Source organism: Chlorobiota bacterium, from assembly GCA_016700335.1.
Classification (GTDB): Bacteria; Bacteroidota; Ignavibacteria; order OLB7; family OLB7.
In genome coordinates, this window is the sequence record CP065014.1 from 2,891,434 (window position 1) to 2,906,755 (window position 15,322).

11 protein-coding genes are annotated in these 15,322 nt (G+C 29.2%); 6 read left to right on the forward strand and 5 right to left on the reverse strand.

Features of this window, described 5'->3' with window-relative positions:
• The first annotated feature begins 76 nt into the window (after nt 1-76).
• The 3 genes from IPP08_11740 (at nt 77) to mreD (ending at nt 3,853) form a co-directional block, all read left to right on the forward strand.
• Nucleotides 77-1,210, forward strand: coding sequence for a hypothetical protein (locus IPP08_11740; GenBank protein QQS66412.1), 1,134 nt, complete (start codon nt 77-79; stop codon nt 1,208-1,210).
• 73 nt (nt 1,211-1,283) lie between these two features.
• Nucleotides 1,284-3,311 carry a diguanylate cyclase gene (locus IPP08_11745; protein ID QQS66413.1) on the forward strand — a complete coding sequence of 676 codons (2,028 nt, stop codon included), beginning with the start codon at nt 1,284-1,286 and terminating at the stop codon, nt 3,309-3,311.
• A gap of 50 nt (nt 3,312-3,361) precedes the next feature.
• Nucleotides 3,362-3,853: a rod shape-determining protein MreD gene (gene mreD, locus IPP08_11750; protein ID QQS66414.1), complete on the forward strand. Its 492-nt coding sequence runs from the start codon at nt 3,362-3,364 to the stop codon at nt 3,851-3,853.
• Between the two features lie 54 nt (nt 3,854-3,907).
• Here the strand turns inward: mreD and IPP08_11755 are convergent, their stop codons facing one another.
• Complete coding sequence (locus IPP08_11755) at nt 3,908-6,007, reverse strand: sodium:solute symporter family protein (protein ID QQS66415.1); 2,100 nt, start codon at nt 6,005-6,007, stop codon at nt 3,908-3,910.
• A gap of 154 nt (nt 6,008-6,161) precedes the next feature.
• On the opposite strand from IPP08_11755, the gene IPP08_11760 reads away from it, so the two are divergent.
• Nucleotides 6,162-7,262 (forward strand): glycosyltransferase family 4 protein, encoded by a 1,101-nt coding sequence (locus IPP08_11760; protein QQS66416.1) that lies wholly within the window; start codon nt 6,162-6,164, stop codon nt 7,260-7,262.
• A 127-nt stretch (nt 7,263-7,389) separates the two neighbouring features.
• On the opposite strand, the gene IPP08_11765 is transcribed toward IPP08_11760, so the two are convergent.
• Both IPP08_11765 and IPP08_11770 read right to left on the reverse strand, forming a co-directional pair.
• The gene (locus IPP08_11765; GenBank protein QQS66417.1) at nt 7,390-7,596 is read right to left on the reverse strand and encodes a hypothetical protein; all 207 of its coding nucleotides are present in this window, start codon (nt 7,594-7,596) and stop codon (nt 7,390-7,392) included.
• A gap of 161 nt (nt 7,597-7,757) precedes the next feature.
• Nucleotides 7,758-8,999, reverse strand: coding sequence for an ABC transporter permease (locus IPP08_11770; GenBank protein ID QQS66418.1), 1,242 nt, complete (start codon nt 8,997-8,999; stop codon nt 7,758-7,760).
• Nucleotides 9,000-9,259: 260 nt separating this feature from the next.
• Between IPP08_11770 and rimO the strand changes: the two genes are divergently transcribed.
• Entirely contained in the window at nt 9,260-10,579 is a 1,320-nt protein-coding gene (gene rimO / locus IPP08_11775) for a 30S ribosomal protein S12 methylthiotransferase RimO (protein ID QQS66419.1), read from the forward strand.
• Nucleotides 10,580-10,628: 49 nt separating this feature from the next.
• Here rimO and IPP08_11780 read toward each other — a convergent pair whose 3' ends face one another.
• Nucleotides 10,629-12,125 (reverse strand): hypothetical protein, encoded by a 1,497-nt coding sequence (locus tag IPP08_11780; GenBank protein QQS66420.1) that lies wholly within the window; start codon nt 12,123-12,125, stop codon nt 10,629-10,631.
• 202 nt (nt 12,126-12,327) lie between these two features.
• On the opposite strand from IPP08_11780, the gene IPP08_11785 reads away from it, so the two are divergent.
• Nucleotides 12,328-13,506 carry a PQQ-dependent sugar dehydrogenase gene (locus IPP08_11785; GenBank protein ID QQS66421.1) on the forward strand — a complete coding sequence of 393 codons (1,179 nt, stop codon included), beginning with the start codon at nt 12,328-12,330 and terminating at the stop codon, nt 13,504-13,506.
• 106 nt (nt 13,507-13,612) lie between these two features.
• On the opposite strand, the gene IPP08_11790 is transcribed toward IPP08_11785, so the two are convergent.
• On the reverse strand, nt 13,613-15,259 hold the full coding sequence (locus tag IPP08_11790) for a VWA domain-containing protein (protein ID QQS66422.1): 1,647 nt from the start codon (nt 15,257-15,259) through the stop codon (nt 13,613-13,615).
• Between the last annotated feature and the right edge of the window lie 63 nt (nt 15,260-15,322).

The window sequence follows — 15,322 nt, forward strand, 5'->3', positions numbered from 1 at the left end:
AACTGTTAAATCTTGAAAGCTATTTTGTCACTAAATTTTAAATATAATAATGTTTCCTAATCAAAATTGTAAGTTATTGAAAAGTTTATTTGTAATATTATCTACAACTATTATATTATCTGCTTGTGGGAAAGATTCTCCAAAAACAAATGATTCAAAAACAAATCAAACATTAGGGAATAAAGTAGTCTCCGACTCAAATAAAGAAGGAGCTAATGAGACTATAAAATCTGAAAATGATGGATCTACTGAAATTGAGACTAAAACTAATGTTGATCCAAAACCTATAGTATCTGAACCAACAGAAACATATAATATATTACCTCAACCAAAGGAAGGGGATAATTTCTCTTATCGTGTAACTCAAAAGAGTACTACAGAAATGTCTGGAATTAGAGGAATTGAAGATAAAGTTTATTGTTTCTCAATGAAAGTTACAGGTGTAAACAAAGATGGATCTTATACTATGGACATGGTTTACGACAGCATAAGAGCAATGCAGGAGATGCCACCTAATAAAATGGATTCTTTAGGAAAAAAGATTAGATATAATTCTCAAGATAAAACAACAAAAAAAGTAGCTGGAGCTGATCAATTTGAAGCATTGATTGGTAATAAAGTAATATTAACTTTTTCTAAAAAAGGAGAACTTCGTGAAGTTGCAAATATTGATCCAATTGTTAATGCGATTCTTGGTAATAAGAAAGATAGCATTAAACCTCAAACATTAGAGCAGATAAAATTAGCTTTAAAGTTAGAAGGATTTCAATCTGTTGTTCAACAATTGTTTATGCAATCGTTACCAGAAGACCCAATAATAGCTGGCAAGGAATGGACTAGGAAGGATACTGCTACTGCATTAGGTGTTCCTTCAATTGGACTTTACAGTTATAAACTTGCTGATATTAATGAAGTAAAAGATCGTAAATGTGCTAGAATTATTGTTTCACTATCCTCAACTTTCCCTCAAAAAAAGTTTTCAAATAAAGAACTCAATGCCATTTTAGATGATGCTAAAATGGAAGGTGGTGGTGAAAATTATATAGATATTGAAACTGGTTTCCCAATTTCAAAAAAGACAAAATTAACATCGTTGCTAATCATGACTGGGGAAGGAAAAGTTGGTGAATCAAAAGGTAAGAAACAACAAATATCTCAGAAGATTTCAAATAATACAATAGTTGAGTTATTAAGTTTTGAAAGAAGATAAATTGGATATAAACTTTTGTATTTTTACTTTGTAATTTATTTTATAGAAACTTAATATGTTTTTCAATCTGTAAATGAATTTTTTTTCAATAATAAAAAAAAATGACTGGTTAACTATAGTTGTAATCATTGTAGGTATAACTTTAGCTATTTTGCTTGATGTAATTTTAATAAAAGTTATTTGTGGAATTGCTGCTTTAATAGGAATCTTCTCTTTAACAACCATATTAATAAGTAGGGAAAAAATTGAAAAGGAAGTTTATTCTAAAAATTCCATTTTTGATAGAAATAAAATCAACCCATCAAAACAGTATAGTAATGAAGATGAACAATATGATTTAAATGAAGTAAATGATGGGAATGATTATTCTGAAAATGATTACCAAAAATCTGAATTTCCAGTTAATAATTATCCAATTGATGAGGATTTTAGAATAACTAAAATGCCTAATAAAATTGTCATTACTGAAATTAAACCAAGAAGAAAACGTGCTAAGATTTTTGCATCAACTAAACGAAATCAATCTATTGATGAAATTGTAAACTCTAATCAACAAGTTAACTTAATTGGAAGTAAGAATTTACTATTAAAGAATTTTTTAACTATAATATCAGAAAATGATAATGCCAATAGTAGTGAAAATTCTCCTAGAAAAGAATTCATATCAAACTTAAATCTAGTACTTGAAATTATTTACCGTGCAATACCCTCAAACAGTGTAATGTTTTTTTGGATTAATAATTCATTATCTAATATAATTCCAGAAGTATGCGTTGGTCGTGATAAATTTAATTTTAAAACTGGGGTCTCTATAAATTATTCTAGAGATGTTATTTCAAAAATTGCTCAAAATATTGCTCCAGAAATAATTACAGAATTGAGTGAAGCTTCAGAAACTGAGATGATAAGATATTACAATAAAAGAACAGACATAAAATCTTTTATTGGTCTTCCAATTTTACTACATGGTGAAGTAATTGGTATTCTTGCTTGTGATTCTAAGGAATACTCATGTTATGATGAAAGAACATTGATTTCTCTAACGGATTATTTGAGGTTGATTGGAAATTTAATTTTAGGTTACACGAATAGTTATGATTCAGAACTACCAATTAAGGCATTCAACTCTTTTGATAATATACAAAAAAGCTTAATAGGTTCTAGCGCAAGCCCAGATTCAGTTTCTGAAGCTTTAGTTACTTCAATTACAGATTTGATTCCCTCGGATTATATCGCTGTTGTTTTATTCGATGAACTTAAATTTATTTGGAAAATTTCAGCTTATTACCAAAGTAATTCTCAGATTAGAATCAAAAATTTATTGCCAGATATTAATTCAAGTTTAATAGGTCGTTCAACAAAATATGCTCAAGAAATTTATATTGAATGTTTAACAAATGAAGTTAGATTTTGCAAGTCTGAACAACTTGATAACCAAGGTTCATTTTTAGCAATTCCTTTAATTGGTTCAATGAAGTGTTATGGAGCTGTAGTTATTGAAAGTCAACTGAAATCTGCATTTATCCCAAGAGACATATCTATTATTAGATCTATAGCTAGGTATTCTGCAATGGCAATAGAGGTTTCTCATTCAAGTAGAGCAATAACTACATCTGTAATTTATGATGAAACAACTGGATTTTATAACCGGAAGCATTTATTGAATGAATTAACAAATGAGATTGAAAGAAGTAATAATTTTTCAAATGACTTATCTTTTTTGTTAGTTACAGTAGATACAAATTCTACATTTGATTCATTAACAATGGAGGAATTTGAAGAATATGTTTTTAAAGTTATAGGGAACTTAATTGCTGAAAATATTTTAAGTTTCGAATTTATTGGTAGATATAACGAAACTACTTTTGGAGTTGTATTAATTGGTAAAAAAGATCAAGATGCATACTTATGGAGTGAAAAAATTAGGAAACAAATAGTTGGGAATTTAATTACTTTTAAGGAAAAAAAGATTTCAATAACAGTTTCTATTGGTATTAATGATTTTCAAAAAGGTATAACTACTGATTCTATTATAAGTGGAGCTTCTCAAGCTCTGAACAAAGCTAGCACTTCTGGTGGCAACACAGTTGTACTTTATTAAAAAATAGTCAATTTTTTTCCAAATATACTTTTATTTAAGATTAATAATACTTGCTACCTTCAAAAAAATATCTCATTAATATAGGTGTTGCAATTTTATTATTGTTACTACAGATTAATACAATTTATATAGAAATAAATGGTATTTCTCCCGATTTTCTAGTAGTTTTTGTAGTAGTAATAGCTTTAATTGAAGGTCAGTTTACAGCCCTACTTACTGGATTTCTTGTTGGAATACTTTTTGATTTTTTAGGTAACGAGATAACTGGCACAAACGCTTTAACTCTTATGCTATCAGGTTTTGTGGCTGGATATTTTTTTGTTGAAGAAAAATCATTTCAAGAGAGTATTGGTATTCCACGATTTTTAATTGCATTAGGTATTTCATCAATAATTCGAAGTGTTATTTATCAAGTATTTCATATTTCACCAACTGATTCAAAAGATATTGTATATCTTTTAACATCACTTCTAGGATCAACAATTTATACCCTTTCTTTTGGATTGATTCTAATGCTAATTGCGGCTAGAAAAAAAGAATAATATTGCTCGATTTTCAAAAATTGATATTCGAAATTTAAATTTAATATAGATGCTTTAGCTCCCTCCAAAACTTGCTATTAATGAGTATGCTCCAATAATCATAAGTACAAATAATATACATAAAATAAAACCTATTATATCCTCCTTTGTTGGTTTCCATATTTCAATATCTGTATTTGAGAACAACTTATTAGCTTCTACCAAGCTTGGATTATCTATTTTTAACTGTACTAACTTTGCATCTAAAACCTTATCTGAATGAGCTGGAGTGTTTATTCTTGCATAAAAATCATTTAGCACATATACGTTGTTTTTTCTTGTGAAAAGAGAAATTAAAATTAAAACTATAAATGGGAAAATAGCATCAAACATAAAACCTGCAGTTGAAATATGTGATTTTCTCATTTTACTAAAATCAAAACCTAATTTAGATAGAATCCATATTTGAGGTTTGAATAAACCCTCTCCATGTTTTAACGAATTTGTATCATTTGGATTATCTCTAACTATTCTTTCAAAAAATATTGGGGTTGGTGGTATCAATTCTTTCTTTGTAATTACTTGACCCACTGTTTTTGCTAAACCTAAGTTGACATCCTCATTTGAAGCCTTTAATTTTAAGTCAACAAATTGTACTTCAGTTTGTGATATTAAGAATTTATTAGTTGATAGTGAATCAATTTTAGAAATTAAATTTGGTATTAAAACAATTAAGACAATTGATATTATCATTTGAATAATTACAGCTTTAGTATTTAATTTCCTCCAAAAATATGCTAACCAAATAGCAGGTGAAGTTATCGTTCCTATAGATAAAATATATTTAAATACTACAAGTATATCATTTAAATATGAGGCGAAAAATATAGCAGGAATTAATACTATGAGTACAATAAATCTGCCCAAAATCATTTGTTCTTTTTCAGTTGCATTTTTTTTAATCGGAAGAAAAATATTCTTTACAAAAGCAGCTGAAGCATCTAAAGAAACTGTAGCATTCCCATCCATATTAGCCGAGAATATAGCTGCAATCATTAGTCCCAACGCTCCTGCTCCTAAAAGATCATGAGCCATATATCCCCAAACATTTGTTGGATCAGAAACTTTATCTGAATATAATGCTAACGCAAACAAACCAGTTATAGCCCAGCCTACCATCATTACTCTTTTAATCATTGCTCCACCAACAAATCCAATTCTTGCTGAAATGTCATCTTTTGCAGCTCCTCCTAAACCAAAATTTTTAGGTGCGTTTACAATTAAATTTAAAAAAGCAAAACTTGCTACAAAATACCATGTATAATCACTCAACGGTGAACTTCCAAAAAGATTGAATTTATCGAGTGAAATTTTACCAGCCAACACAGCAAATCCTCCTAATTTTAGAAATGCAGCTGGTATTAAAGCTATGGATAAAAACAAAATCAGAAGCCCTTGAATTACATCTATTATAGCCACAGCAAACAACCCTCCAATTACAGTATAAAGAGCAATTATTATAGCATAAAAGATATAAAAGCTGTTTAAATTTAAGTAAGATGCAAATGAATAAATTTCATTTTTCTTTTCTTTTTCACTCAGAACATCTAACCTTAATTTTTCAACTTTATTCAATGTTAAAAAGTCTTTCGTTTTAATTGACTTCAACTCTTCAAATTCTTTTACACAATTTTTTTCATTTAAAGTATATTCTGATTCTGGCTTTGACATTATTGCTTGTAAAGTTTTTCCAGTTAATAAAAATCCGAAAGAATTAGAATAAATTGCAACAGCAATTAGAACAGAAGCATAAATTCCTGCTAAAGTTTTACTTTCAAATCTGTGTAAAAATATGTCCGCTGGTGCTAAATAACGGGCTCTTCGTTGTAATGCTGAAGTGAACCATTGGAATGGTGTATGAAATAAAACAAGATTCTGAAACCAAACTCCAGACAATCCTTGTCTAAATATCTCTGATGTTACAGCCGTTGCTTGACCAGCATCTGTTATGGTACCAAGATTTAAAAAAATTGATATAAACTTACCGAATGATCTGCCACCTTGATAGAAATCTTGAGTGTTTGAGATTTTTTTTCTCCCCCATAAACCAATTAAAATTACTATTATAAAATAGATGAAAATTACAACCCAATCTATTAAATGAAGCCCAAGCATATTTTTTAAAGTAAAGTTGTTATCAAATATTTAATCTTATTTATTTTTTCTTAAAATTACAAATTTGATTCGATTATTTATAGAAATAAATCAATACAAAAAAGACTTTATTAATTTTGAGGTTTAATACTATTTTAGCTATTCAAAAAAATTTATGGAAAATAGAATACTTCATATTATGTGGAATATGGAATTAGGTGGTGGGGCTGAAAGAGCTTTGTATCAACTAGTTCGAGAGCAAAGATCAAAGGGTATTAATGCAGATATTCTACTTGCTCACTCAGGCGGATATTATGCAGAAAAATCTAAAGAAACTGGTGCAGTTGTTTTTGAATTACACCAAAGAAATAATTTGGACTTAAGTGTTAGGATAAAATTTCTAGAAATTCTTGAAAATTATTCTTCTGTACATTTTCATAGTGCCGAACTTGGCTTAATCTATTTATCTACAAAATCTAAACATATTAAAAGGTATTATACTCATAGAAGTGGATGGTTCAATTACCCCTTAAAAAAATTATTTAGATATAAGACTATAGGTTATTTTTTAAGAAAATACTTCAATGGTATTTCGGGAAATACTAGGCAGGGAGCTGAGTCAGCAGAAAAACTTTTTAACTTTGCTAAAGATAAAGTGATAACTACCTATAATGGAATTGACTTTTCATTATTAAAACCAAAGCTTAATTTTGATGTCATGTTAAATGAATTAAAGTTAGATAATTCAAACAAGGTAATAATTGGTACAAGTGCTAATTTACGTGATTGGAAAAGAATTGATTTATTGATTAAATCTTGTGAAAAACTTAAATCTAAAAATATTCATTGTTTAATTATTGGTGATGGAGAAAATAAGAATGAACTACAAAAACTTTGTGATACTTTGGGCTTAAATGATATTATAACTTTTACAGGAAGAACTGATTGCGTAGGCAATTACTTGCAGCTTCTAGACATATTTGTTCAGCCTTCTGGACCAGAGGAGTCATTCGGAAATTCTGTTGTTGAAGCTATGGGGTTTGGGATTGCAAGCATAATTATGGAAGATGGAGGGGGCATGTTAGAGCATATAGAAAATGGTGTTAGTGGATATGTTGCAAAGGATTTAAACAACCTTATTGATTGCATTAAAAATTTAATTGATGATGCTGAATTAAGAGTTAAAATTGCTGAATCTGGTAAGGAAAGAGTCCATCAAAAGTACTCACTTTCTGGGTTAGTCGATAGGTATTCAAAATTATACAATATCAAATAACATATAAAAAAACATGAGCCAAATTTACTTAGGCAACATGTCCTTTTTTTATAATTATTATGTCTTATAAAGTATTCTAAGAATTATATAACTTTAAAACTAATCAATTTTATAAAATATACCTTACTCACTTAATCGATTTGTTATTTCCAATTGTATGAATTGATTTGGGAATTTGAGTAATAAAATTAGCTCTTGATTCTTGGTTTGATAAATTAGAATTCGACATTGTAAAAGTAGTTTCAGGTAAACTTCTACAAATTGTTAATGTAATAATTGGTGCGATAAAAGATGACAATGCAATTAGCACTTCATAAAGAATCCTGTTCTTCATTTGATTAATTAATTTAGTGATTTAGTAAAACAATACATCACAAAAGTAATAGATCACGAAGATTGATTCAAATGATAAATAGTAATAAATTGTAATTGAATTGAAATGTTTTTAAATTAATTAGTATCTATTAGCAAAACAATTTTTGGCAAAATATTATATCAATCTGCTCTTAATGCCTCAATAGGGTCTAGTCTGGCTGCCCTAAAAGCTGGCACAGCACCTGCAATAACTCCAACCAATACACCAACAATTATTGCAATTGCAACTTGTAAAGGCTTTAGAGATGAACTTAAATATTCAATATCTAATTTATTTGATGCAATGTAAGCAACAATTGAAGTTAAAATTAATCCTAAAATCGCTCCTAAAAAACATAGGAAAACTGATTCAATAATAAACTGAGTTAGAATGCTTTTTTTAGTAGCACCTAATGCTTTTCTTAAACCGATTTCTTTAGTTCTTTCTGTTACTGAAACAAACATTATATTCATAATACCTATTGAGCCAACTAAGAAAGAAAGTCCAGTCATGAATAAGCCAACCCCCCAAACAACTAAACGTAACTGATCAAATTGTTTTTTAAATTGTTCTTGAGAGTTAACAGTAAAATCATCTTTCCCACCAGGTTCTATGGATCTTACCTGCCTCATTATACTCCTAATCTCAAACTTTGCGTCTTCAATTACTTGAGGATCTTTACTTCCAATCTTTACATCAATTTCAACACTCCGTTTATTTCCAAATTGAGAGAAAAATCTTTTTATAGGAATAATTACTTGATTATCTAAAAAATCTGGACCAAATCCACCATTTTTTTTCATTACTCCAATTATTCTATAAGTAATCCCATTTATTTTTAAATCTTTATTTATAGGATCAATTTTCGGGAAAACATTTTCTTTAACTGTGTTACCAATAATGCAAACTCTTGAACCAGTTTCATTTTCCTGTTCATTAAAAAATCTGCCATCAGAAATTTTGTTTCCAACGGTTTGTGGATATTGGTGAGTAGTAGATTGAATCATTACATTTGTTGCAACTATATCATCGTATTTAATTCTACCATTCATACTAGCAACTGAGGGCATTACAAGTTCAAAACCTCTATTTGAAAGTCTCTCTTTTACTTTTTTATATTGTTCAAATGTTATATCTTTTCTATTCCTAAGTTCTACCCAATTATCACCCCCTGCCCAATCCCATTTATCTATATACAAAACATCTTCTCCAAAAGTTGACAAAGTAACTTCAAACACTTTATCTAGACCACCAAGCAACCATCCCATTAGCAAAACAAATGTTATACCAATAACAACACCAAGCATAGCCAAAGAAGCCCTAAGCTTATTTGATAGTAATGACATTAATGCCATTCTAATTGCTTCTAAGAATTGGAACAATTGATTTTTAGGTTTGATTATCTAATCTTAATATTAATATCTACAAATCTAACGTAGTTCATTAGACTTTACTAAAAAAATAGTTGTTGCAACTTTCATAATTTAATTTGTTTTGACTTCCATGTAAAGTTTTTTCATGTTATGGTATTATTAAGTCTTGTTACTTCATTCAATTTATATTTAACTTTGCAACAAATTATTATTTCTTGGAAGTCAAGAATTTAACAATTTATTTATCTTAAATTTCAAATCATCATAAAATGAATCCAATACAAATAGATTTAACATCAAATATATTAACTAAAAAAAAAGTTAACGTTGTTACACTTGGATGTTCAAAAAATACTGTTGATACTGAGACATTGCAAGGAATGCTAAAATATAATAACATTGAACTAACAGATCAAGCTGAGGGCTCAGACATTTTAATTATAAACACTTGTGGATTTATTGATGTTGCAAAAGAAGAATCAATCAATGCAATTTTAGAAGCTGGTGAGTTAAAAAAGCTTGGTAAAATTAAAGAGATTTATGTTGCTGGATGTTTATCTGAAAGGTATACTGAGGACATGAAACTTGAGCTTCCAGAAGTTGATAATTTTTTTGGAGTAACAGATTTTAAAGGTATTATTGAAAGTATAAACCCATTACAACCTTCAAACTTAACTGGAATGAGATATGTCCCTGAAGGCACATATTCATCATATTTAAAGATTTCTGAAGGATGCGATAACCCTTGTTCTTTTTGTGCTATTCCAATTATGAGAGGAGGGCATTCTTCAAGAAGCTATGAAGATATTCTTATTGAAGCAAATCATTTAGCTCAACAAGGCGTTAAAGAAATTATATTAGTTGCACAAGATAGCACGTACTATGGTCTAGATTTGTATGGTGAAAGGAAGCTTGCAAATCTTTTAGATAAAGTTGCTCAAGTCCGTGGGATTGAATGGGTTAGATTAATGTATGCGTATCCAGCAAAATTTCCTTTAGATATCCTTCCAATTATAGCCCAACATGACACAATTTGTAAATATATTGATATGCCAATTCAACATATTGCCGATAAAGTTTTAAAATCAATGAGAAGAGGTATCACAAAAAGAGCAACTTTGGATTTAATAAATAAAATTCGAGAAACTATTCCTAATATTTCATTAAGAACTACCCTTATTATTGGTTATCCAAATGAGGGTGAAAATGAATTCCAAGAGTTGATGGAATTTGTTGAAGAGGTTAAATTTGATAGACTTGGAGTTTTTGCTTATTCGAAAGAAGATAATACTACTGCATTTGATTTAGAAGATCCAATTCCTGAAGAGCTAAAACAAGAAAGGATGGAAAGAATTATGCAATTACAACAAAGAATATCCTCAGATAAAAATGACAAACTAATTGGAACTTATGAAAGAGTTTTCGTTGAAGCTGAAACTGAAGGCGAATACACTGCTAGGAGTTACCGTGATGCCCCTGAAGTTGATGGACAGGTTTATATTAAAACTGATAAAGTTATTAAAGTTGGTGATTTTGTAGACGTTAAAATTGTTGATGCCACAGATTACGATATCTTCGCTGAAATGTAAGTATTTAAGAAAAATACAAACCTGCTTAAAATTTTAATTAACATTTAAATCAATTTTTAAGATTGATTATTGATATTTTTTTATCCATATCTTTATCAAAAACTAATGTTATTGGAGCATCAATTTCTTTCCAAGGGTAAGTTCCATCTAAAGTAATTTTTTGAATTACTACAGATCTGTTTGGTTCTTGTTTGTTTGGTAAATTTAAATTCACTGTTCTTATTGCAGCTACTACAAGCGCATTATTTTTAACTACAATAGCATTTAAATTTTGTTCAATAGATGAATTGCTAGAAATAATTGGTTCGGGTAAAGCATCTCCCCACATATCGCTACCATCTAAGTTTAGCCTTTGTGCATAAATATCTCTATCTTGAGTTGATGAGTCATATACTTCAAATAAAAAGAAAGCTCCTCCAACACCATCAGGGAAAACACTAGGTTTCTCACATATTTTTTTTGATAATGATATATATTTTGCTTTTTTTCCTTCATTCCAAACAGACTTTCCATTCAAATCAATTCTTTGAACTCCAATCATTTGAGTGAAGATATTGTTAACAGGAACCAACATTTCAAAAGCAACTGTAATTCCTTCCTTATCTGCAGCTAAAACAGGCTCATACTCACGTACAGAGGTTGCAGAACTTACAACTATTGGTGATTCACCCCAAAGCTTCTTCCCTATAGCAGATATACTTTGTGCAAAGATATCTACATCTGAAACTTTATTTCCAGAAGTATATTCAACCTCAAAAGCAACTACAACCCCTCCATTACCATTACTTGCAACAGTTGCATTGCGTTCTATATGCTTACTTGCAGCAACATTAATAGGTAGAGTTGAATTTCCATCCCAACCTAATTTGCCTGCTATATCAATATGGTTTGCAATAATATCTCCATCAACTTGACCTAACTCAACACTTGAAGTTTCAACAACTAAAACAGCCCCACCTCTTCCATCTGAAGTTAAACTGCTCAACTTCTCTTTTTTATTTGATGAATTTGAAACCCAAATATTACTATTCCATATTTTGGTTCCAGTTTTTGAAATTCGTGCTGCTGCTATATCAATGTCCCTATTACTTAAATAATGTACTTCGTATGCAATTATTAAAGATCCATCTTCAAGTACTATTGCTTTTGGATTCTTTTCAATATTTTTTGATTTCGATATGTAAACAACTGGATTTTTTGAATCACCAAACAATTCAATTCCTTTTGGAGAAATTCTCCGTATTGCTATATTCATATCCCCCCCAAACAACTCATTTGTATATAAAATATACACGCCACCCTCCTTATCATCTAATAAAGTTACATCTTGAATATTAGATCCCTCTGAATTTAGCTTTAATGTTTTATCCTTTCCCCAATCATAAATTCCATCAGAAAAAATGCTCGTTAACAAAATTTGAGGCTTTCCATAATTTGATGAGGAATTTGAATGAGTAACTGCCGCAATAATATACTTCTCAATTTGAGCATTAGTTGGTACTAAAATTGAGCCAAAAATTATCAAGACTACTAATAATTTATTCATTTAAAAATTTAATTTCTTCAACAATACAAATATGATATTTTAAATCCAAAAGGATTAAATTATTTTTTAAAATACAATTTCAATATTTGCATTTTTCTATTTGATTTATTTTTGTAAAATTACTTATAATAATTATTTTAATAATTTTTTATTCTTTACTAAATTTTATAATTTTGAACTTCAAACTATATATTAATTACAAATGAAATTTTCAATACTTTCAATTACGATACTGTTTTTTTCTTTTTCAATATTATTTTCTCAGCAAACATCATTAGTAACTAGAAATGTTAAAACTGGACTTGATACACCATGGGAGATAATTTGGGGACCTGACAATTGGATTTGGTTAACAGAAAGATTAGGTAAAATAAGCAGAATTAATCCCGAAACTGGAGAACAAAAAATCATCGTATCCAAATTAGGTGGAGTTACTGAAATTTCAGAATCTGGATTAATGGGAATGGCTTTACATCCAAATTTCAAAGATACTTCTTGGGTTTATATAGCTTATACATACTTATTATCTGGAAGTACTCTTGGAGTGAAAATTGAAAGATATACTTATAGGAATGATTCACTTTTACAGCCAATAAAAATAATTGATGGTATCAAAGGATATTCAACTCATGATGGATGTAGATTACTTATTTCAAATGATAGGAAATTATTTATTACTACCGGTGATGCTCAAGATCAACCTTCTGCTCAAAATTCTTTAAGTCTAAATGGTAAAACTTTGAGACTAAATCTAGATGGAAGTATTCCTTTGGATAATCCTTTTTCAAATGCAGTTTGGAGTAAAGGTCATAGGAATGCTCAAGGTATTGTTTTAACTCCAAATGGTTTAATGTATCAATCTGAACATGGTCCTGATAATGATGACGAAATTAATTTGATTATTAAAGGAAGAAATTATGGTTGGCCTACAGTAATGGGTTTCTGTGATAATGCGTTGGAAACTACTTTTTGTAAAGATTCTAATGTTGTTGAACCCCTTAAAGTTTGGACTCCAACATTAGCTGTTTGTGGTATGGATTATTATAATTTAAATTTGATTCCTGAATGGAATGGGTGTCTAATTTTGACAACATTAAAAGCAAGTAAACTAGTTGTTTTAAAGCTTAGCCCCGATGGCAAACAAATTGAATCTGAAAGAACATATTATACTGGAGGCACTTCTTTTGGTAGATTAAGGGATTTATGTGTATCACCTGATGGTAGAATTTTCATTGGTACTAGTAACCTTGATGGTAGAGGAACAGCAAAACAAGGTGATGATAAAATCATCGAGATAAAACCAAAAGGAACCACAGACATAAATAATAAAAATCTTATTCCATTAAAACTAGAATTATCAACAGAAAATTTTAAGGATTAAATTTAAGTTTTTTTTGTAAACTAGAGTACCTCTAAATGTATAGCTATTAGAGGTACTTTTTTATTTTACTTAATATTTTTTAAACTAATACTAATCTAATACTATTCTAATAATTCTTTTTTGTATTTCCTAAAGCAGAAGGTTTGCCACCTTTTGAAATATTTTCGGATAACTTTTCAAGTAATTTTATTTCAGTTTTTAAGCCACTATCATTCATATATAAATTTTCAACCATTGCTAAAGTTTTTGCTCTTGAAATTGCTGCTAATGCTTCTTTAGTTTTACCCTCAGTGTTTAGCATACAACCGTCTCTTAATCCAAAGAATATGTTTGTAAGTGCTACAGCTTTTTTCATTCCATCATGAGTGTAATATTGTGTTCCGGGTATCAATGTTGCTTTTGCTTGATTTCTTACTTCAATAGATGAGTTATAATTTTTTCCTAATGGATCTGAATAAGAAATACTTCCCGATACTAATTCATCATTCTTTTTGATTATAAGTGGTGAACTATCATCTTTTTCATATCTTAAAATAATAGCTCCTTTATTTGATGAGAAAAAAACAGTTGGTATTTCTAGATTTGCATCTTTATCTCCCTCCTTCCAATTTGGTAACCCATAAACTGCCTTGAGCTTTAATCCTTGTGGAGTTGTAATTTTTACATTAAGATCAAATACAATTGGGGTAACTAAAAAGTCAAATTCTTTATCAAAAACTTTTGAAATTTTATCACTATTTTCTAAGTAAAAATAATTAGCACCTCTAAGCTTTGAAATATTATATATAAGTTCTTGTCCAAAATCTAAGCCAACTCCAAAAGCACTGAATCCAATTTTTTTATCTGAATATTTTTTTATTATGCTAGTAAAACTTACTGAATCTGTTGCCCCAGAATTTGGTTGAGCATCTGTGAAAAGCATTATTCTTTTGTTAGTTCCATTTACTTCTGGTAGTTGCTCAAGCAATTCATAACCCATAAATAGTCCTTGCTCAATGTTAGTTCCTCCGTCTGCATTGATTGAGTTTATAGCTTTTATTAAATCATCCTTGTTGCTCGAATTTATTTTTGTTTGAGGAATTATTACCTCTGCTGAATTTTCAAATGTTACAACTGAAAGCAAATCATCTGAGTTTAATTTATCTAATAATTTTACAATTGCAGTTTTAATAGCTTGAATTTTTGTAACCTTGCTTGATCCATCTGTTTGTTCAGACATAGATCCACTTCTATCAATAACTAAACATAGTTGCAATGGTGGACGTTTAAATTCATCTATTTTTACACCAGATGATAGCCCTAAGTGAACAAATAATGCATTTGAATTATTATCAGCAGTTGGGGCATAACCATATCCCAAAGAAAGACAAAGCTTTTCTGAACAATCAATTTGTGGAGTTAAAATATCATGTTCACTATACAAACCTTCTGCAGAAAAATCTACAAATTTAGGTACGTATCCTTCGTTGATTTGATTCCTTATGTACCCTATATCTTTTGAACCTCCTATTGTTGCTCCTAATGTTGTTGGTGAAGCCGAAGAAGAAATTAATGTTTGAATTGCCCCAACACCGCTAACTGCTTTAGGATTTATGCCTCCTGCCCTTAATTCAATTCTATTTAATGGAGATGGTGTTAATACTTCAACTTTAGATTTTCTAGTTGTATCATTCTTATCTTGGGCTATACCTATATACTTGATTGATATAAAACATATAAAAATAAATAGGCAAAATGTTATTATTCTTTTCATTAATTAATTGAATTGTTTGTTAAATTTGATTAACTTCATGACAAATATAAAGTTTTGTGTAAC